This is a genomic window from Azospirillum sp. UENF 312511 (assembly GCF_058780635.1).
Map to the genome: position 1 here is coordinate 1,221,603 of NZ_JBSNCG010000003.1, position 18,976 is coordinate 1,240,578.

At 70.0% G+C, this 18,976-nt stretch carries 14 protein-coding genes; 8 read left to right on the top strand and 6 right to left on the bottom strand.

What is annotated here, in order from left to right; genetic code table 11:
- The first annotated feature begins 162 nt into the window (after positions 1–162).
- The 5 genes from ACWPN7_RS17150 (at position 163) to ACWPN7_RS17170 (ending at position 9,656) form a co-directional block, all read left to right on the top strand.
- Positions 163–5,019, top strand: a complete 4,857-nt coding sequence (locus ACWPN7_RS17150) for an NAD-glutamate dehydrogenase (protein ID WP_459197720.1) — start codon at positions 163–165, stop codon at positions 5,017–5,019.
- 128 nt (positions 5,020–5,147) lie between these two features.
- A complete protein-coding gene (locus ACWPN7_RS17155; RefSeq protein ID WP_459197721.1) occupies positions 5,148–6,782 on the top strand; it encodes a tetratricopeptide repeat protein in 1,635 nt (544 codons plus the stop codon).
- A 129-nt stretch (positions 6,783–6,911) separates the two neighbouring features.
- Positions 6,912–7,919: a hypothetical protein gene (locus ACWPN7_RS17160; RefSeq protein WP_459197722.1), complete on the top strand. Its 1,008-nt coding sequence runs from the start codon at positions 6,912–6,914 to the stop codon at positions 7,917–7,919.
- Positions 7,920–7,997: 78 nt separating this feature from the next.
- A complete protein-coding gene (locus ACWPN7_RS17165) occupies positions 7,998–9,308 on the top strand; it encodes an MFS transporter (RefSeq protein ID WP_149650595.1) in 1,311 nt (436 codons plus the stop codon).
- 81 nt (positions 9,309–9,389) lie between these two features.
- Positions 9,390–9,656: a hypothetical protein gene (locus ACWPN7_RS17170; RefSeq protein ID WP_149650596.1), complete on the top strand. Its 267-nt coding sequence runs from the start codon at positions 9,390–9,392 to the stop codon at positions 9,654–9,656.
- A 119-nt stretch (positions 9,657–9,775) separates the two neighbouring features.
- On the opposite strand, the gene purH is transcribed toward ACWPN7_RS17170, so the two are convergent.
- The 6 genes from purH to htpX form a co-directional block, all read right to left on the bottom strand.
- Positions 9,776–11,380: a bifunctional phosphoribosylaminoimidazolecarboxamide formyltransferase/IMP cyclohydrolase gene (gene purH / locus ACWPN7_RS17175; protein ID WP_200774794.1), complete on the bottom strand. Its 1,605-nt coding sequence runs from the start codon at positions 11,378–11,380 to the stop codon at positions 9,776–9,778.
- A 234-nt stretch (positions 11,381–11,614) separates the two neighbouring features.
- A complete protein-coding gene (locus ACWPN7_RS17180; RefSeq protein WP_103040417.1) occupies positions 11,615–13,246 on the bottom strand; it encodes a heparinase II/III family protein in 1,632 nt (543 codons plus the stop codon).
- Between the two features lie 148 nt (positions 13,247–13,394).
- Positions 13,395–14,711: an RsmB/NOP family class I SAM-dependent RNA methyltransferase gene (locus ACWPN7_RS17185; RefSeq protein ID WP_407824403.1), complete on the bottom strand. Its 1,317-nt coding sequence runs from the start codon at positions 14,709–14,711 to the stop codon at positions 13,395–13,397.
- A gap of 86 nt (positions 14,712–14,797) precedes the next feature.
- Positions 14,798–15,559 carry a hypothetical protein gene (locus ACWPN7_RS17190; RefSeq protein ID WP_459197723.1) on the bottom strand — a complete coding sequence of 254 codons (762 nt, stop codon included), beginning with the start codon at positions 15,557–15,559 and terminating at the stop codon, positions 14,798–14,800.
- A gap of 8 nt (positions 15,560–15,567) precedes the next feature.
- On the bottom strand, positions 15,568–16,500 hold the full coding sequence (locus tag ACWPN7_RS17195; protein WP_459197724.1) for an exopolyphosphatase: 933 nt from the start codon (positions 16,498–16,500) through the stop codon (positions 15,568–15,570).
- A 93-nt stretch (positions 16,501–16,593) separates the two neighbouring features.
- A complete protein-coding gene (gene htpX / locus ACWPN7_RS17200; RefSeq protein ID WP_038529798.1) occupies positions 16,594–17,484 on the bottom strand; it encodes a zinc metalloprotease HtpX in 891 nt (296 codons plus the stop codon).
- Between the two features lie 155 nt (positions 17,485–17,639).
- Between htpX and ACWPN7_RS17205 the strand changes: the two genes are divergently transcribed.
- The 3 genes from ACWPN7_RS17205 (at position 17,640) to ACWPN7_RS17215 (ending at position 18,939) form a co-directional block, all read left to right on the top strand.
- A complete protein-coding gene (locus ACWPN7_RS17205) occupies positions 17,640–17,855 on the top strand; it encodes a DUF1674 domain-containing protein (protein WP_137115499.1) in 216 nt (71 codons plus the stop codon).
- A gap of 162 nt (positions 17,856–18,017) precedes the next feature.
- Complete coding sequence (locus ACWPN7_RS17210) at positions 18,018–18,503, top strand: thermonuclease family protein (protein WP_137103968.1); 486 nt, start codon at positions 18,018–18,020, stop codon at positions 18,501–18,503.
- Between the two features lie 79 nt (positions 18,504–18,582).
- Positions 18,583–18,939: a hypothetical protein gene (locus ACWPN7_RS17215; protein ID WP_459197725.1), complete on the top strand. Its 357-nt coding sequence runs from the start codon at positions 18,583–18,585 to the stop codon at positions 18,937–18,939.
- Positions 18,940–18,976 lie beyond the last annotated feature (37 nt).

Sequence of the window (18,976 nt, forward strand, 5' to 3'; positions counted from 1 at the left end):
CCTGATTCATTCAACTTTCATCGGTTTGGACACGAAGGGCTTCTCCGTAATAACCGCCTCTTCCGGTTACGCCCCTCCGCCTGTTGCCTGTCGCGGCAAATCGGCTACCCTCTGCCTACAACGGCGGCAAACCGCCGCAAAAATCAGGGAAGGATTGGAGCGATGGCTCTCAGGGCCGAACAGCTCAAGGACGAGCTGACCGAAGAGGTCGTGCGGCAGGTTCGCGAGCGGCTGGGCCGCAGCCGCGCGGCACCGGCGGAGCGCTTCGTACGGCAGTTCTACGACAACGTCCCGCCCGACGACATCATCCAGGCTCCGGCGGAGCAGCTTTACGGCGCTGCCCTCGCCATGTGGCAATGGGGCCAGCAGCGCGAGGCGACCGACCGCGCCAAAGTCCGCGTCTACAATCCCCGGGTCGAGGAGCATGGCTGGCAGTCCCACCGCACGGTGGTGGAGATCGTCAACGACGACATGCCCTTCCTCGTCGACTCGGTGACCGCGGAGCTGAACCGCCAGGGACTGACCGTCCATCTGGTCATCCACCCCGTGGTGCGGGTCAAGCGCGACGCCGACGGCCAGCTCGTGGAGCTGTACGAGCCCGCGGCGGCCCCCACCGACGCCGCCCCCGAATCCTTCATGCATGTCGAGGTCGGCGCGGTCACCGGCGCCGCCGCTCTGGATCAGGCCCGCGAGGGGCTGGAGCGCGTGCTGGCCGACGTGCGCGCCGCCGTCGCCGACTGGCGGGCCATGCGCCAGCAGGTGCGCGCCGCCATCCTGGAGGCCGACTGCGCCCGCGCCGCCGTCCCGGCCATCATCCCCGACGACGAGGTGGACGAGGCCAAGGCCTTCCTCTCCTGGGCCGACGACGACCATTTCACCTTCCTCGGCTACCGCGAGTACCGCTTCGAGAGCGGCGCCGACGGCGCGGACTCCTCGCTGGGGCTGGTCGCCGGCAGCGGCCTGGGCATCCTGCGCGACGACTCCGTCACCGTCTTCGACGGGCTGCGCAACTACGCCACCCTGCCGCCCGACGTGCGCGACTTCCTGCGCAACCCGCGCGTCCTGATGGTGACCAAGGGCAACCGCCCCTCCCCCGTGCACCGCGCGGTGCCGATGGACGCCTTCCTCATCAAGCGCTTCGACGCCGAGGGGCGGATCATCGGCGAGCGGCTGGTCGCCGGCCTCTTCACCTCCGTCGCCTACAACCGCAGCCCGCGCGAGATCCCCTACCTCCGCCGCAAGGTCGCCGAGGTGATGGAGCTGGCCGGCTTCGACCCGCAGGGCCATGACGGCAAGGCGCTGCTGCACATCCTGGAGACCTACCCGCGCGACGAGCTGTTCCAGATCCAGGTGCCGGAGCTGCTGGACATCGCCGTCGGCATCCTGCACCTGCAGGAACGCCAGCGGCTGGCCCTGTTCGTGCGCAAGGACCCGTTCGAGCGCTTCGCCTCCTGCCTCGTCTACGTGCCGCGCGACCGCTACGACACCACGCTGCGCCGGCGCATCCAGTCCATCCTGGAGGCCGCCTACGACGGCACCTGCACCGGCTTCACCACGCAGCTGACCGAAAGCGTGCTGGCCCGCCTGCATTTCATCATCCGGACCGAGCCGGGGCGCGTGCCCACCGTCGACGCCACCGACCTGGAGGCGCGGCTGGTCCAGGCGTCGCGCGGCTGGGACGACCATCTGCGCGACGCGCTGGTCGAGGCCCATGGCGAGGAGCAGGGACGCACCCTGTTCCGCCGCTACGCCGACGCCTTCCCCACCGCCTACCGCGAGGAGTTCAACGCGGAGGCCGCGGTCTTCGACATCGAGCGGATCGAGAAGGCGACGGCCCAGGGCACGCTGGGCATCAACCTCTACCGCCCGCTGGAGGCGGAAGGGGACGAGCTGCACGTCAAGATCTACCACGAAGGCCGCCCGGTGCCGCTGTCCGACGTGCTTCCCATGCTGGAGCACATGGACCTGAAGGTGATCACCGAGGCGCCCTTCGAGATCGCCATCGCCGGCCACGCCGCCCCGGTGTGGATCCACGACTTCACCGCGCGCTCCCAGAACGGGCTGCCCATCGACTGCGCGATGGTCAAGGAGAAGTTCCAGGACGCCTTCGCCGCCGTCTGGGACGGCCGGATGGAGGATGACGGCTTCAACCGCCTCGTCCTTCGCGCCGGCCTGACCGCGCGGGAGGTGACGGTGCTGCGCGCCTACGCCAAGTATCTGCGCCAAGCCCGCATCCCCTACGGGCAGGACGTGGTGGAAAGCACGCTGGCCGGCCATCCGGCCATCGCGCGCAAGCTGGTCGCCCTGTTCCACAGCCGCTTCGACCCGGCCCGCCGTTCACAGAACGATCCAGGGCTGGCCGCGGAGATCCAACGCGCGCTCGACGGGGTGAAGAACCTGGACGAGGACCGCATCCTGCGGCGCTTCCTCAACCTGCTGTGCAACACGCTGCGGACCAACGCCTATCAGAACGGCGCGGACGGACGGCCCAAGACCTACCTCTCCTTCAAGATCGACAGCCGCCACATCGACGACCTGCCGCTGCCCCGCCCGATGGTCGAGGTGTTCGTCTACAGCCCGCGGATGGAGGGCGTCCATCTGCGCGGCGGCAAGGTGGCGCGCGGCGGCATCCGCTGGTCCGACCGCCGCGAGGATTTCCGCACGGAGATCCTCGGCCTGATGAAGGCCCAGATGGTCAAGAACACCGTCATCGTCCCGGTCGGCTCCAAAGGCGGCTTCGTGGTCAAGCGTCCGCCGCCGCCGTCCGCCGGGCGCGAGGCTCAGCTGGCCGAAGGCATCGAGTGCTACAAGACGCTGATGCGCGGCCTGCTCGACATCACCGACAACCTCGACGCCGGCGGCGCGGTGGTGCCGCCGCCCGAAGTGGTCCGCCACGACGAGGACGACCCCTATCTGGTGGTCGCCGCCGACAAGGGCACGGCGACCTTCTCCGACATCGCCAACTCGGTGTCGGTGGACCACGGCTTCTGGCTGGGCGACGCCTTCGCGTCGGGCGGCTCCGCCGGCTACGACCACAAGAAGATGGGCATCACCGCCCGCGGTGCCTGGGAATCGGTGAAGCGCCATTTCCGCGAGCTGGGGCACGACACCCAGACGCAGGACTTCACCGTCGTCGGCGTCGGCGACATGTCGGGCGACGTGTTCGGCAACGGCATGCTGCTGTCGAAGCACATCCGCCTGCTCGCCGCCTTCGACCACCGGCACATCTTCATCGATCCCGACCCCGACGCTGCGCGGAGCTGGGAGGAGCGGCAGCGCCTGTTCGACCTGCCCCGCTCCTCCTGGGCGGACTACGACGCGTCGCTGCTGTCCGCGGGCGGCCGCGTCTTCGACCGCTCGGCCAAGTCGCTGGAGCTGACGCCGGAAATCCGCCAGCGCTTCGGCATCGCCAAGGACCACGTCACCCCGCTGGAGCTGATGCAGACCCTGCTGAAGGCCGAGGTGGACCTGCTGTGGTTCGGCGGCATCGGCACCTACCTGAAGGCGGCGGAGGAGACCAACGCCGAGGTCGGCGACAAGGCCAACGACGCGCTGCGCATCGACGGGCGCGACGTGCGGGCCAAGGTGATCGGCGAGGGCGCCAACCTGGGCGTCACCCAGCGCGGCCGCATCGAGGCGGCGCAGCACGGGGTGCGGCTGAACACCGACGCCATCGACAATTCGGCGGGCGTGGACACCTCCGACCATGAGGTGAACATCAAGATCCTGCTGAACGACGTGGTCGTCCGCGGCGACATGACGCTGAAGCAGCGCGACCAGCTGCTCGCCGCCATGACCGACGAGGTGGCCGGTCTGGTGCTGGCCGACAACTACCTGCAGAGCCAGGCGCTGACCGTCGCCCGCGCCCAGGGTCCCGACGCGCTGGAGGCGCAGGCCCGGCTGATCCGCTCGCTGGAGAAGGCGGGGCGGCTCAACCGCGCCATCGAGTATCTGCCCGACGAGGAGGAGCTGTCCGCCCGCATGGCCAACCGCGAAGGGCTGACCCGGCCCGAGCTGGCCGTGCTGCTGGCCTACGCCAAGATCACGCTCTACGACGATCTGCTGGCGTCGGACCTGCCGGACGATCCCTTCATGGCCGACGACCTCACCCGCTACTTCCCCAAGCCGCTGCGCAAGGCCCACGCGGAGGCGGTGGGGCGGCACCGGCTGCGGCGGGAGATCATCGCGACCAGCGTCACCAACAGCCTCGTCAACCGCACCGGCCCGACCTTCGTCAAGGAGATGATGGAGAAGACCGGCATGGGGCCGGCGGACGTCGCCCGCGCCTACACCATCGTGCGCGACGCCTTCGGCCTGCGCTCGCTGTGGACGGGGATCGAGGACCTCGACACCGTCGTCCCGGCCGCGCTCCAGACCAGCATGATCCTGGAGACGGTCCGTCATATGGAGCGTGCCGCCGCCTGGTTCCTGGCGAGCTGCCAGCAGCCGCTGGACATCGCCCGCGAGACGGAGGCCTTCCGGCCCGGCATCGAGACGCTTCTGGCCGGTCTCGACAACGTGCTGGACGCCGAGGAGACGGCCCGGCTGACCGCCCGCGTCGCCTCCTACCAGGAGCAGGGCGTTCCCGCCGAGCTGGCCCGCCGCATGGCGGCGCTGCCGGTGCTGGCCGCCGCCCCCGACCTCGTCCGCATCGCCGGGCGCACCGGGCGCGGGGTCGCGGACGTCGCCGCGGTCTACTTCATGCTGGGCCGCCGCTTCGGCCTGGAGTGGCTGCGCGACAAGGCCGCCGCGGCGAAGGCGGAGAACCACTGGCAGAAACAGGCGGTGGCCGCCCTGGTGGACGACCTGTTCGCCCACCAGACCGCGCTGACCACCCGCGTGCTGGAGTCGGTGGACCAGCTTCCCGCGGAAGCCCCCGTGGAGGCCTGGATCGCCAACCGCCGCCCGGTGGTGGAGCGGGTGGAACAGCTGCTGTCCGAGCTGCGCACCCAGCCCAACGTCGACCTGTCGATGCTGGCGGTGGCGAACCGGCAGCTCCGCGGCCTGACGGCGGGGTAAAGGGCGTGAAAACCCCTCGTCCGGCCCCCTTCGGGCGGGTCCGGACGAGGGTTTCCCATGCGTCCCGCCCGCTTTCCGGCTATGGTGCGGCCATTCCAAGGAATGTCCGCCCAACCGGAGCCGCCGCGATGACCGACCCCCAGCCGACCCTGAACGACGCCATCCGCCTGCTGCGGACGAACGATCTGGGCGGGGCGGAGGCGGCCTGCCGGGCGATCCTGGCGACCGACCCGCACAACGCGCAGGCCCTGCACCTGCTGGGCGTCGTCGCCGCCCACACCGGCCATCCCGACGGCGCGCTCGACCTCTTCACGCACGCCATCGCCGAGGACGGCAAGGACCCGTCCTTCCACAACAGCCGCGGCAGCCTGCTCTTCCAGCTTGGCCGCGCCGCGGAGGCGGAAGAGGCGTTCCGCGCCGGCATCGCCCTCAACGACCGCCTGCCGGAGCTTCACGGCAACCTGGGCAACGCGCTGAAGGCGCTAGGCCGGCTGGAGGACGCCGAGGGCGCCTTCCGCGCCGCCCTGGCGCTGCGCGGCGACGCGCCGGAGATGCACAATTTCCTGGGCACCACCCTGCGCGAGCTGGGCCGGCTGGACGAGGCGGAGGCCGCCTTCCGCGCCGCGCTGGAACGGGCGCCGGAGTATCTGGAGGCCCGCTACAACCTCGCCGAGGCGCTGAGCACGCGCGGCGCCCTGGAGGAGGCGGTGGAGGCCTTCCGCGTGGTGATCGCGGCGGCGCCCCGCTTCGTCCCCGCCCATGTCGGCCTCGCCCACACGCTGCAGAGCCTCGACCGCGCCAACGAGGCGGTGGAGGCCATCGAGGCCGCCCGCGCCATCGCGCCGGACCACCCGCTGGTGCAGTTCACCCGCCGGCTGATCTATTCCAACGCCGTCCCCGGCTGGCACCTGCCGATGATCAACGATTTCGAGCGCAACGACGCCTACGAGGCGGCGCTGAAGCGCGCGGTGACCCCGGACTCGCTGGTCCTGGAGATCGGCACCGGCTCGGGCATCGTCGCCATGATGGCCGCGCGCGCCGGGGCGCGGAAGGTGGTGACCTGCGAGGTGAACCCGATCCTCGCCCGCATCGCCCGCGAGACCGTCGCCAACAACGGCTACGCCGACCGCATCGACGTGGTGCCGAAGCTGTCCACCCGCCTGTCGGTGGGTGAGGGCGGCGACCTGCCGGAGAAGGCCGACGTCTTCGTGTCGGAACTCATCAACATCGGCATGCTGGCGCCGCGCATGCTGTCGGTCCTTCAGCACGCGCGCACCCATCTGGTGAAGCCCGGCGGCGCGATCATCCCGCGCGCCTCCACCGTCTACGCCATGCTGGTGGAAACGCCGGAGCTGGCCCGCATCAACCCGGTGAAGCGCATCGGCGGCTTCGACATGTCGACCTTCGACGTATTCCGCTCCCCCGGCTACCAGCAGATCGACCTCGGCGCCGAAACCCACACGCCGCTGTCGGCCGCCTTCACCGCGCTCGATTTCGACTTCACCCGCAACATGCCGGAGGAGGGCGGTCGCGAGATCGCCGTGGAGATCACGGCGGAGGGCACCTGCCACGGCGTGGCCTTCTGGTTCGACCTTCATATGGACGAGGAGGTCACCTACCGCTCCGAAAGCCGGGCGCGGACGAACCACTGGAAGCAGGCGATGACCTATCTGGAGACGCCGATCCGCGTGCGCCCCGGCGACCGGCTGACCATCGTCGCCCGCTACGACAACAACCAGATTTCGTTCGGCGTGGGCGGTTGAGGCGGCGCTCCTTCGCCGCAGGGGACGCAACGACCGGTTTTTGACAACCCGAGCCTGAACGCTGTAGGCTGCTGTCAACGATTGGCGGCAGCGGCAGGACGCCCGCCTGGATGGCCGGGAGGGTCCTCGATGTCGATCACGGCGACGAACGTGCAGGCGTCCGGCTTCAGTCTCAAGGCGGCCTTGACCGTGTTGGGAACCGACAAGGGCACCTCTGCGAAGACCGCCGCCGGCCAAGCGGCGTCGACCTCCGGCGGTTCGGCCGTCTTCGTCACCCTGTCCGTCGAAGCCCAGGCCTTCATGGCCACCACCACCGTCTCCAAGGCCGGCAAGACCGCAAGCGGTGCGGCCGGGCCCTACACCGCCTATTTCCCGACGCGCGACGGCAAACCCGCCACGGCGCTGGCCAAGGCGGTGTCCGATCCGGGCGCGGTGTCCAGTTCGGCGGGCCTGAGCGGGCCGGACATCGCTAAGGACGCCCGCGCCCGCATGGACGCGCAGTACGAGGCCATGAAGGCGAGCGGCAAGCCCTTCGACTTCGACAGCTTCGAGGGCCGGGACTGGTACTCCCTGATGGGCGATCTCGACCGCCGCTCGCTGGAGGCGGTCCGCAGCAACGCCGGCGGCCAATTCTCCAAGCAGGAGCAGGACATCGCCCAATCGATCATGGCGCAGCAGGAAGGGCTGGCCATGGGCCTCTACAACGGCCCGATCAGCCAGGAGGCCAGCTTCACCGATCCGTTCCGCGGCGACGAGGCCGCGAGGATGAAGGCGAACCTCACCTTCCTGGACGCCGTCGGCCCCGAGGAGAAGACCTCGACCGAATGGGCGACACGCCGGGCGTCGGCGCAGGTGTCCTACGAAATCCACACGAGGGAGAAGGGCGATGAACCGGAAAAGCTCGACAGCGACAACCCGCTCGCGACCCTGATCAAGCAGGCGATGGACCGGTCGCAGTCCGACCCGCTGCGGCACATCCCCAAGACACCGGACGAGTTGAAGACACAGGCGTGGTTCAAGGGCTTCGAGTCCCAACTGGACGCCACCGCCGCCCGAAACGTGGCGCAAGGCATCGCCCAGGGCATCGCGCTGGCGAAAGCCACCACGCCGGCGGCGGACTCCGCCAAACCGGCGTAGCTCTGTCCCCGGGTTGGCATTCCCGGCCGCTTTGCCTAGAGTGGGCCATCCCGGACAACAGACGGCCGATCCTTCAGCATGCCCCACACCGCCGAGGCGCCGAGCCGCCGTGCCATCGCGTCCTGGTGCCTCTACGACTGGGCGAACTCGTCGTACAACACCATCATCACGACCTTCATCTTCTCGGTCTATTTCGCCCGCGGCGTGGTCGGGGATGAGGTGGCGGGCGCCTCGCGCTGGAGCGCGGCGCTGACCGTCGCCGGGCTGCTGATCGCCCTGCTCAGCCCCGTGCTGGGCGCGGTGGCCGACCGGACGGGGCGGCGCAAGCCGTGGATGGCGCTGTTCACCGCTCTGACCGTGGTCTTCTGCGCCGCTCTGTGGTGGGTGAAGCCCGACCCGTCCCACGCGCTGTTCGCCCTGGTCTGCGTGGTCATCGGCACCGTCGCCTTCGAATTGGCGAACGTCTTCTACAACGCCAGCCTGACCGCGCTGGCGCCGCCGCGGATGCTCGGACGGATCTCCGGCTGGGGCTGGGGCATCGGCTATTTCGGCGGGCTGGCCTGTCTGGTGGTCGCCCTGTTCGTCTTCGTGAAGTCGCCCGCTCCGCTGTTCGGCCTGCTCGACACGGCGGAGCAGGCGCCGGTGCGCGCCACCGCCCTGCTCGCCGCCGCCTGGTACGGGCTGTTCGCCCTGCCCTTCTTCCTGTTCGTGCCGGACGTGCCGGCAACCGGGCTGGGCATCCGGCAGGCCGCGCGGGAGGGCATGACGACGTTGCGCCGGACGCTGGCCGAGACGCGCAAGTACCGCAACACGCTGCGCTTCCTGATCGCCAGCGCGATCTACCGTGACGGCATCAACACCATCACCGCCTTCGGCGGCATCTTCGCCGCCCACGCCTTCGGCATGAGCTTCGAGGAGATCCTGCTCTTCGCCATCGCGCTGAACGTGGTGGCCGGCGTCGGGGCCATCGGCTTCGCCTGGGTGGACGACCGGATGGGGGCCAAGCCGACCATCCTGGTCAGCCTGATCGGCCTGACCGCCTTCGGCGTGCCGCTGCTGCTGGCGACGGAGAAGGCGTGGTTCTGGGTGCTGGCCCTGGGGCTGGGCGCCTTCTTCGGGCCGGCGCAGGCCGCCGGGCGATCGATGATGGCGCGGTTGGCCCCGCCGGGCATGGTGGGCGAGATGTTCGGGCTTTACAGCCTGACCGGCCGCATGGCCGGCTTCGTCGGGCCGCTCGCCTTCGGGCTGGCGACCGCGCTGTTCGAGAGCCAGCGGGCCGGCATGGCGAGCGTTGTGGCTTTCTTCGTCATCGGTTTTGGGCTTATGCTAGCGGTTCGGGAGCCGGCACCGGGCGATGCGAATACGGTGCGACAGTCCGCCGCGGCATGACGGCGGATTCACCCAGCGGAAGCTGCTAACTTGCCTTTTGCTGCGACGCACAACGAATTTTGCGCGGAGGGCGGAACGGACATGTTGCACATCAAGGACATCGAGGCCTTCGCGCACATCAACGAGGCGCTGGCCCGCGACCACGCCGCGGCGCGTGGGGAAGACGATTCGACGGGGCACCCGCCGGGGCATCATCCCGCGCCCCATCATCCCGCGATGCATCCGGCGATGCTGATCGCCATGGCGGCGACCGGGCGCCTGAAGCCGGAAGACGGTGCGGACGGGAAAACGTCGCAAACCGAAGCCGCCGCCTTGCTGGCGCGGCTGATGGGGGCGCGGCGGGGGTAGAAAGTGCATTGCCCCCTCCCCCGGCCCTCCCCCGCTCCGCGGTGGAGGGGGTTGGTCCCCTCCCTCGCCGAAGGCGGGGGAGGGTTAGGGAGGGGGCAAAAGCTCGCGAACGCAGATGCTCAGTGCCGGAAGTGGCGCATCCCCGTCAGCACCATCGCCAGCCCCTTCTCATCGGCGGCGGCGATGACGTCGTTGTCGCGGATCGAGCCGCCGGGCTGGATCACCGCCGTCACGCCGGCCTCCGCCGCGGCCAGCAGGCCGTCCGCGAAGGGGAAGAAGGCGTCCGAGGCGACCACCGACCCCTTGGTCAGCGGCTCCGACAGGCCGGCGGCCTTGGCGGCCTCCGCCGACTTGATGGCGGCAATGCGCGCCGAGTCGACGCGGCTCATCTGGCCGGCACCGACGCCCACCGTGGCGCCGTTCTTGGCGTACACGATGGCGTTCGACTTCACATGCTTGGCGACGCGGAAGGCGAAGAGCAGGTCGGCCAGCTCCTGATCCGTCGGGGCGCGCTTGGTCACCACCTTGAGGTCGTCCAGCGTGATGCGGCCGTTGTCGCGGTTCTGCAGGAGGAAGCCGCCGGACAACTGCTTCACCATCATCCCCGGCTCGGCCGGGTTCGGCACGTCCTTGGTCAGCAGGACGCGCAGGTTCTTCTTGGTGGCGAGCAGGGCGCGGGCCGCGTCATCGGCGTCCGGGGCGATCACCACCTCGGCGAACAGCTTGGCAATCTCCTCCGCCGTGGCGGCGTCCAGCGGGCGGTTGACGGCGATGATGCCGCCGAAAGCGCTGACCGGGTCGCACAGCAGGGCCTGCTTGTAGGCGTCGAGCAGGTTCGCCCCCTCGGCCACGCCGCAGGGGTTGGCGTGCTTGATGATGGCGACGGCCGGACGCTCGAACTCGGCGACCAGCTCGAAGGCGGCGTCGGTGTCGTTCAGGTTGTTGTAGGACAGCTCCTTGCCCTGAAGCTGGATGGCCGTCGCCACACCCGGACGCTGCTCGCCGGTGACGTAGAAGGCCGCCTGCTGGTGCGGGTTCTCGCCGTAGCGCAGGGTCTGGCTGAGCTTGCCCGACAGGGTGGTGCGCGGCGGGAAGGTCTCTCCGAGCTGGCCGGCCAGCCAGGAGGAGATGGCCGCGTCGTAGGACGCCGTGCGGGCGTAGGCGCGCTGGGCCAGCGTGCGGCGGAGCGTCAGCGTGACGGCGCCGTCATGGGTCGCCAGCTCGTCCAGCACCGCCTCGTAATCCTCCGGATCGGTGACGACGGTGACGAAGTCATGGTTCTTGGCCGCGGCGCGGATCATCGCCGGGCCGCCGATGTCGATGTTCTCCACGCAGTTGGCGTAATCTGCCCCCTTCGACACCGTCGCCTCGAACGGGTAGAGGTTCACCACCACGAGGTCGATCGGCGGAATGTCGTGGGTGGTCATCGCCTCGGCGTGGATGTCGCGGCGGGCCAGGATGCCGCCGTGAACGCGCGGGTGCAGCGTCTTGACGCGCCCGTCCATGATCTCCGGGAAGCCGGTGTGGTCGGAGACCTCCTTCACCGGAATGCCGGCCTCGGCCAGCCGCTGGGCGGAGCCGCCGGTGGACAGGATTTCCACGCCCTTGGCCGCCAGCGCCTGACCGAGCGCGACGAGGCCCGTCTTGTCGGACACGGAGATCAGCGCGCGCGTGATGCGGACGAGATCGGGGGCGGGCGAGTGGGCGACGTTCGGCGGGCTCATCGGGGCATCCTGGCTGTCATGGAACCGGCTGCGGCGGGCAGGGCTTGGGAAGACGGCGCATGGGAAGACGGGACCTGAGCCGTCGGTTGCCTGACCGATCCGGAAAAGCGAAACACCCCGCTTCGTCACCCCCGCCCGGGCGGGGATCACGGTCGCAGGGCGAACACTCCACAGACTCTCGAAACAGGCACCGATCCGTATTCCCACGGCCTGTCCGCCGCGGATGCGCGCGGTTTACCCCCCCTTGCGCTCGCGGCGCAAGGCCCATTTCACCGTCTTGATGGCGGGGCCGGTATGTCCGGAGACGGCGATCTGGGTGGTCCGCCGCGGCTCGTCGCCGCTGCCCAGATAAATGCTCTCCTCCAGTTCCAGCGTGGCGCCCGACGCGCGAAGCCGCCAAGCGGCCCCGCTCGGCAGTTTCAACTGGACCTGCCCGCCCTGGACAAGGCTCGCCTGGACCGCGGGGTGCAGGTGGAAGCGGATGGTGAAGGGCCGCGGCTCCGGCGTGGCGCCGATCACCGGCTCCAGCATGTCCTCGCCACGCAGGTCCTCGCCGTTCTCCGCCAGATAGACGCGGCGGCGATGCAGGTAACCGAAGTTGCGGCTGTAACCGTTGTGGGTGGCGACGACCAGCACCGCCCCGTCGTTCTCCTGCCGCTCGCAGCCGACATGGGAGGGGCGGCGGCCCAGCCCGCCCGCCTCGATCACCTCCGACGAGTTGGTCTCGGCCAGCACGACGGTGGAATGGGCGGCGGTGCCGGCCAGCGCGGCGCGCCAGGGGCCGGTCTTCACCGGATGGGCGCCGCAATTGACGATCAGCCGTTCCTTGCCGACGGACATCTCCAGCGACAGCGTGCCGGCGTGGGCGGTGGCGTCCAGCCCGGTGACCGGCGGCACGCCGGTGTCCATCAGCACCATGGTCCGCCCGGCGATCAGCCGTTCGAAGCCGGTGTGCGGCGCGCTCTTCAGCGGGCGCCCGCGGGCGTCGGCCTGGGCCAGCACCGTGTCGACCAGCGCCGCGTCCTCCTCCCGCCCGCCGTTGAACAGGGCGAGGCCACCGTCGCCATGGCGGAAGAAGCGCAGGGCCGGGGTCATGCGGTCGATGGCGTGTTGCAGCGCCTCCGGCACGTCGGCGCGGGCGGTGCGCAGGACCGACCGCATGTCGATCAGGTCGCGCAGGATGCGCAGCTGCACCGAGGGGCAGCGCTCGATATGGCCGCCGTCCGGCAGGATCTGGCGCGGCAATTCCCGCTCCAGCAGCTTCAGCGCGTCCTGGCCGATCCGCTCATGCTCCGGCAGGCAGAAGCCGCCATAGACGAGGCCCTTGGCCGCGGTGACCAGCGCCTTGCCGTCCAGCGCGCCGGGCACCACGCGGGTCAGATGCTTGACCTGCCGGGCGAGGCTGTCGAAGACCGCGGCGCGGAACTCGTCGTCGGCGGAGGCGCAGTAGAAGTCGTGCAGGCCGATCCAGGCGGCGATGCGGGCGCCCAGCACCTCCGGCGCCCAGGTCTGGGCGTTCCAGCTTCCGTTGTTGTCCAGCCAGGACAGCACCAGCGCGCGGGCGCGCCGCCGCGCCGTGTCGCCGCCGACCGCGCGCAGGTCGCGCAGCCATTCGAAGCCGTGCAGGGCGTCCTGCCAGACGGCGCTGCCGGCCCGCCAGTTCGGCGCGCCGTGGGCGTCGGCCGCCGCGGCCTGCCCGCCGAAGCGGAAGACGCCGGCCAGGATCGCCGAGCCGTCCCCGGCGTCGCCCGGCCAGGGGTCCGGCGGCACGGCGGACAGGGCGGTCGGCGCGCGGCCGCCCAAGGTCAGCTTGTAGATCGGGTTGCCGAAGGCGATCTGCGCGACGCCGTCCCGCAAGCGGCCCATTTTCCCACGCCCGGCGCTCATCGGCTCACCCCGTCACACGGCAGGGGGAGGCGATGGCCGGCGCTTCGCTGAAGGCATTCGGGCGATCGGGGGGATGCATCCTGTTGTCGTATCAAATTCGCCTCGACCCCCGCAAGCCGGTGGTGCCCTAATCGTGCAACCGTCGCAGCCGTGCCACGAAGAACCCGTCGATGCCGCCGAGGTCCCCAAGCATGCCCGGCAGGGATCGTACCTCACCACGCTCGTTGATCAACTCGGCCAAATTGCCATCCCCCGCATGGCCGCCACCCAGATCAACCGGTGTGATGGGCAGGCGCTCGACCCGCTTGTCGCGGGCCAGGATGCGGTCGATCTGCGCCTCGCCCTCCTCCGGCTGGATGGAGCAGGTGCAGTAGACCAGCGTGCCGCCCGGCTTCACCAGATCGACGGCGTGGGCCAGCAGGCGGCTCTGCGCCTTGGCCAGCTTGCCGATGTCCTCCGGCGTCTTGACGCGCAGGATGTCGGGATGGCGGCGGATCGCCCCGGTGGCCGAGCAGGGGGCGTCGAGCAGCACCGCGTCGGCCGGCTGATCGGGGGTCCAGGTGGCGGCGTCGGTCGCCAGCACCTCCGCCGACAGGTTGAGGCGGGCCAGATTCTCCCGCACCCGCTCCAGCCGCTTGGCGGAGCGGTCGACCGCCGTCACCTGCGCGCCCTGCGCGACGAGCTGCGCGGTCTTGCCGCCGGGCGCCGCGCACAGGTCGTAGACGCGCTTGCCCGCCAGATCGCCGAACAGCTTGGCCGGCAGCGAGGCGGCGAGGTCCTGCACCCACCAGGCGCCCTCGGCGAAGCCCGGCAGCTCCGTCAGGTTGCCGCCGGCGGCGCGGCGCAGCGTGCCGGTGGGCAGCAGCCTGGCCTCCAGCCGATCCGCCCAGGCCGCGGGGTCGGCCTTGACGGTGATGTCCAGCGGCGCCTCGTGCAGGTGCGCCTCGACGATGCCGCGGGTGCGCCCGATGCCGTAGGCCTGCCGCCAGGCCAGCCACAGCCAGTCCGGGGTGTTCAAGCGACCGGCGTCCTGCTGGGCGGCCAGTTCCGCCCCCTCGCGGCCGATGCGGCGCAGGACGGCGTTGATCAGGCCCTTGTAGGGTTCGGCCCCCTTGGCCGCGGCCAGCTCCACCGCCGTGTCGACGGCGGCGTGGGCGGGCGTGCCGAGGAAGACGAGCTGGGCCGCGCCCAGCCGCAGGATGTCGTGCACGGTGGCCTTGGGCAGGCCCGGCTTGGCGAGGCTGCCCTGGATCAGCGCGTCGATCTGGCCGAGCCGGCGCAGCACGGTGGCGGTCAGCAGCCGCACGAAGCCGCGGTCGCGCGGGTCGAGCCCGCGCAACTCCGGATGCGCGTCGAACGCATCGTCGAAGGGGATGGACTTGCGCAGCACATCGCGCAGAAGGTCGAGCGCGGCGGAGCGCGCGGCAAGGGAGGCGTCGGACATGCCGCTGGATGTAGCGCGCCGGACGGCGGGTGTCGAGTAGCCGCAGCGCGGGGCCGAACGGATTCGGACTCTTCTCGGCAGGGGCCTCAGCGGGCGAGCGCGCCCCGCCGTCCGCCTTCGTGGTCGGGATAGGGGCCGACGTCCTCGACGACGAAGCAGGCGACGCCCCGCAGCTCGCCCCGACGCAGGATGAAGCGGTTGCCGTTGCCGGCCTTCATCCCCCACAGCGCCGTCCTCTCCAGCCCTGCCCCCTCAAGCGGGCTCAGCTCCAGCTCCGGCGGCACCGGGTCCTCGCCCAGCCGCTTGAGGAAACGGTCGGCGCGGACGCGGTCGTCCGGCGGCAGGCTGCGCGCGGCGCGGGCGTCGTAGCGGTCGCTCTTGACGTAGCGGGTCCCCGTGCCCTGGATGGGGCTGGACGGCCCCCCGGGGTCGGTGGTGGCGCGCTCCAGCATCAGCGCCCAGCGGGCGTCCCGCGCAACGGCCAGCGCGCGGCGGTGGATGGCGCGGCAATGCTCGGCCAGCTCGTGGAAGCGGGGCATCAGGTCGCGCTTGCGGAAGCCGACCTCCATCATGACTCGCTCCACCGCCCCGTCTGCCGCGGTGCCGGACGCCGGGATGCCGCGCGTCTCCAGCGCCAGCAGGGCGTCGATGCGCCGGTCGCGGTCCACCGCACCGGATGCCGGAATTCCGCCCTGGGTCAGCGTCCGTCCGAGTTGCTCCAGCGCCGCCTCGGCGCGGCGTTCGGCCTCGGCGATGCGCAGGAGCACGTCATCCCGGCTGGTGGCGGTGGAAACGCTCAGCCACCGCGCCTCGAACAGCGGGGTCTTGTCGAGAAACAGGTCCGGCACGATTCCCGTCAGCCGTCGGCGCGCATGCGCCCGACGATCTCCTCCAGCACCGCTTCGGCCTTGTCGTTGTCCACTTGGCAGGTGCCCGCCGCCTCGTGCCCGCCACCGCCGTATTCCAGCATCAGCGGGCCGATGTTGGTCTTGGAGCTGCGGTTGATGATCGACTTGCCGCAGGCCAGCACCGTGTTCTGCTGCTTCAGACCCCACAGGACGTGGATCGACACGTTCGCTTCCGGATACATCGCGTAGATCATGAAGCGGTTGCCGGCGTAGATGGTTTCCTCCCGCCGCAGGTCGACGACCACGACGTTGCCGCGGATCGTGCTACAGCGGGCGAGCTGGTCGGAGAACTTCGCCTCATGCTCGGTGTAGAGGTCCACCCGCTCCTTCACGTCGGGCAGGGCGAGGATCTCGTCGATGCCGTGGCTGCGGCAATAGTCGATCAGCTCCATCATCAGCTGATAGTTGGAGATGCGGAAATCGCGGAAGCGGCCGAGGCCGGTCCGCGCGTCCATGATGAAGTTCAGCAGCGCCCAACCCTGCGGCTTCAGGATGTCCTCAATGCCGTACTGGGCGGAGTCGGCCTGATCGACCGCGGCCATCATCGCGTCGGAGATGGTCGGGAAGCGCTCCTTGCCGCCGTAGTAATTGTAGACGACGCGGGCGGCGGAGGGGGCGTCGGCCTCGATGATGTGGTTGTCGCGCTTGCCGACGCGGATCGTCTCCGACAGATGGTGGTCGAAGGCGAGATGGACGCCAGGCACATAGGGCAGATTGGTGGTGATGTCGCGGTCGGAAATCTCGACCTTGCCGTCCTGCATGTCCTTGGGATGCACGAACTTGATCTCGTCGAGGATGCCCAGCTCCTTCAGGAGCACGGCGCAGACCAGCCCGTCGAAATCGGACCGGGTGACGAGGCGGTATTTCGTGACGTCGGACATGCGGTTTTCCCCCTGAGCGCCCCACAATCGGCAAGCGGAGGGAAGGTAGACGTACGTCTTTCGGCGTGCAACCGCGAACCGAGCCGTCTCCGCTCACCCCCAGGGGCTGCGCGGCATGAAAGAGGGGCCGGCCATGCCGCGCAGGCGGCGGACCCGTTCCTCCATGTTCGGATGGGTGGAGAACAGGCTGTCGAGGCTGCGCCCGTGCAGCGGGTTGGCGATGAACAGATGCGCCGTGGCCGGGTTGGATTCCGCCGCGTAATTGGGGATCTGGTGGGCGTAGTTGTGGATGCGGGTCAGCGCGTCGGCCAGCCACAGCGGGCGCCCGCAGATCTCCGCGCCGATGCGGTCGGCCTCGTACTCGCGGGTGCGGCTGATCGCCATCTGGACGATCATCGCGGCGAAGGGGGCCAGGACGGCAACCAGGATGCCGCCGATCAGCCCCAGCGGGTTGCCGCCCTGCCCGTTCTGGCTGTTGCCCTGCGACGCGCCGAAGAACATGCCGAAGTTGGCGAGCATGGAAATGGCGCCCGCGATGGTCGCAGTGATCGTCATGATCAGCGTGTCGCGGTTCTTCACATGGGCCAGCTCATGGGCCATGACGCCGGCGATCTCCTCCGGGCTCAGCAGACGCAGCAGGCCGGTGGTGGCGGCGACCGCGGCGTTCTCCGGGTTGCGCCCGGTGGCGAAGGCGTTGGGCTGGTCGTTCTCCATGATGTAGACGCGCGGCATCGGCAGGCCGGCGCGCTCGGCCAGTTGCTGGACGATGCCGTAATATTCGGGAGCGGTGTAGGCGTCGACCTCCCGCGCGCCGTACATGGACAGCACCATGTCGCCGGAGTTCCAGTAGCTGAACAGGTTCATGCCCAGCGCCATGAAGAAGGCGATCATCATGCCGCCCTTGCCGCCGATCAGATAGCCGATGCCCATGAACAGGGCGGTCAGGCCGGCGAGGAGGATGGTGGTCTTCACATAGCTGGTCATGGCGGTGTTTCCGGGCAATCTTCTGGACGGTTTCACTGTTGGTTGGACGAGACGGCCCCGGCGGGGCTTTCCGCCGGGCCTGTCTGGTGATATGGGCTTGGCGGAAGGCATCGTTCAAGATGGCCAAGCACCGCACCCGATCCCAGAGGACGGCCATGACCGAGACGAAGACCACCGGCCCGGCACCGGAAGACGTTGCGAACCCCGCCTCCCCGGCGACGAAAGCGGACGAGGCCCGAACCCCGGACGCCAAGGCCGGGGAGGGGGCGAAGGGACCCGAGCAGATGCCCGGCGAGATCGGTGGTCCGCAAGGACCGGAGCCGACCCGCTTCGGCGATTGGGAGTTCAAGGGCCGCTGCTCGGACTTCTAAGCCGATGCCTCTAGGATCGATTGCCTGAACACCCCTGCGTTGAAATTGAATACATAAGCAACCAGGATAGAATACCTAGGTTGTGCTTGATGCGTTCCTGTTCGCGCGTTATTCTGTGACCGGTTCGCCCTTTCGCGAACCGGTGCCCGGAGAGGCCGCGCCATGGGTTCGCCCAAGTCCATCACCCCCTGCCCGCCCCGCTCCGCCGGGATATGGCTGGCGTTTCTCTCCACACTGCTGGCCGGCACCGTCCAGGCCGCTCCGCCCGCTCTGCCCGGCCCGATCCCGGCGGAGGTGCTGGAGGTTCTGGACGGCGACACGCTGCTGGTGCGCGCCACCATCTGGCTGGGGCAGGTGGTCGAAACCCATGTCCGGGTGGACGGGCTGGACGCGCCGGAGATGCGCGCCCGCTGCCCCCATGAGCGGGAGTTGGCGGAGACCGCCCGCGACCACGCGCGCCGTCTGATCGGGGCCGCCCCGGTGCGGCTGCTCGACGTCCAGCCCGACAAGTACGGCGGGCGGGTGCGCGCCCGCGTGCTGACCGGCGGAGGCACCGACCTGTCGGCCGCGCTGATCGAGGCGGGGCTCGCCCGCCCCTATCACGGCGAACGGCGCCAGCCCTGGTGCGACGGGACGGGCATGGGCTAACCCGTTCTACCAAAGGACGAATCGGGAACCCGCCGTCTCGCTCCGCTGTTGCCCCTCCCACCAAGGAGGAGAGCGAACCATGACGACCCAGGCCTCGTCTTACGTCCCCGGCGCCATCGCCTTGCTGGCCGCCAGCCTCGCCCTGACCGGTGCCGCCGTGGCGCAGGACGCCAAGACGATGGAGGGCGGACTCGGCGCCGCACCGCCGTCCCAGGGCGAAGCCTGGATGGAATCGACCGGCGCCCAGGACCCGACTCTGGGCGAGCGCCGCACCGAGAAGCAGAAGAACGCGGCGGAGACCCGCGCGCAGGGCCGCATCGGCTCCGTCCCCGACGCGGCGAGCGGCGAGTCCGGCCTGAAGCCCGGCACCGCCGAAGCCGTGAAGACCCAATCCGGCAGCGGCGCCTCCGGCGGATCGGACACCGCTCCCAAATAACGGCCCCAAAACGAAACCGGCCAAAACGAAACCGGGG

Excerpts from the sequence above, each read along its gene's own strand:
- ACWPN7_RS17180 (WP_103040417.1), bottom strand. The coding sequence starts at position 13,246 with ATGGGCCGCTTGCGGGACGGCGTCGCGCAGATCGCCTTCGGCAACCCG.
- ACWPN7_RS17215 (WP_459197725.1), top strand. The coding sequence starts at position 18,583 with ATGACGACCCAGGCCTCGTCTTACGTCCCCGGCGCCATCGCCTTGCTG.
- ACWPN7_RS17195 (WP_459197724.1), bottom strand. The coding sequence starts at position 16,500 with ATGTCCGACGTCACGAAATACCGCCTCGTCACCCGGTCCGATTTCGAC.
- ACWPN7_RS17155 (WP_459197721.1), top strand. The coding sequence starts at position 5,148 with ATGACCGACCCCCAGCCGACCCTGAACGACGCCATCCGCCTGCTGCGG.
- ACWPN7_RS17185 (WP_407824403.1), bottom strand. The coding sequence starts at position 14,711 with ATGTCCGACGCCTCCCTTGCCGCGCGCTCCGCCGCGCTCGACCTTCTG.
- ACWPN7_RS17210 (WP_137103968.1), top strand. The coding sequence starts at position 18,018 with ATGGGTTCGCCCAAGTCCATCACCCCCTGCCCGCCCCGCTCCGCCGGG.
- ACWPN7_RS17170 (WP_149650596.1), top strand. The coding sequence starts at position 9,390 with ATGTTGCACATCAAGGACATCGAGGCCTTCGCGCACATCAACGAGGCG.
- ACWPN7_RS17205 (WP_137115499.1), top strand. The coding sequence starts at position 17,640 with ATGACCGAGACGAAGACCACCGGCCCGGCACCGGAAGACGTTGCGAAC.
- ACWPN7_RS17165 (WP_149650595.1), top strand. The coding sequence starts at position 7,998 with ATGCCCCACACCGCCGAGGCGCCGAGCCGCCGTGCCATCGCGTCCTGG.
- ACWPN7_RS17160 (WP_459197722.1), top strand. The coding sequence starts at position 6,912 with ATGTCGATCACGGCGACGAACGTGCAGGCGTCCGGCTTCAGTCTCAAG.
- ACWPN7_RS17150 (WP_459197720.1), top strand. The coding sequence starts at position 163 with ATGGCTCTCAGGGCCGAACAGCTCAAGGACGAGCTGACCGAAGAGGTC.
- purH (WP_200774794.1), bottom strand. The coding sequence starts at position 11,380 with ATGAGCCCGCCGAACGTCGCCCACTCGCCCGCCCCCGATCTCGTCCGC.
- htpX (WP_038529798.1), bottom strand. The coding sequence starts at position 17,484 with ATGACCAGCTATGTGAAGACCACCATCCTCCTCGCCGGCCTGACCGCC.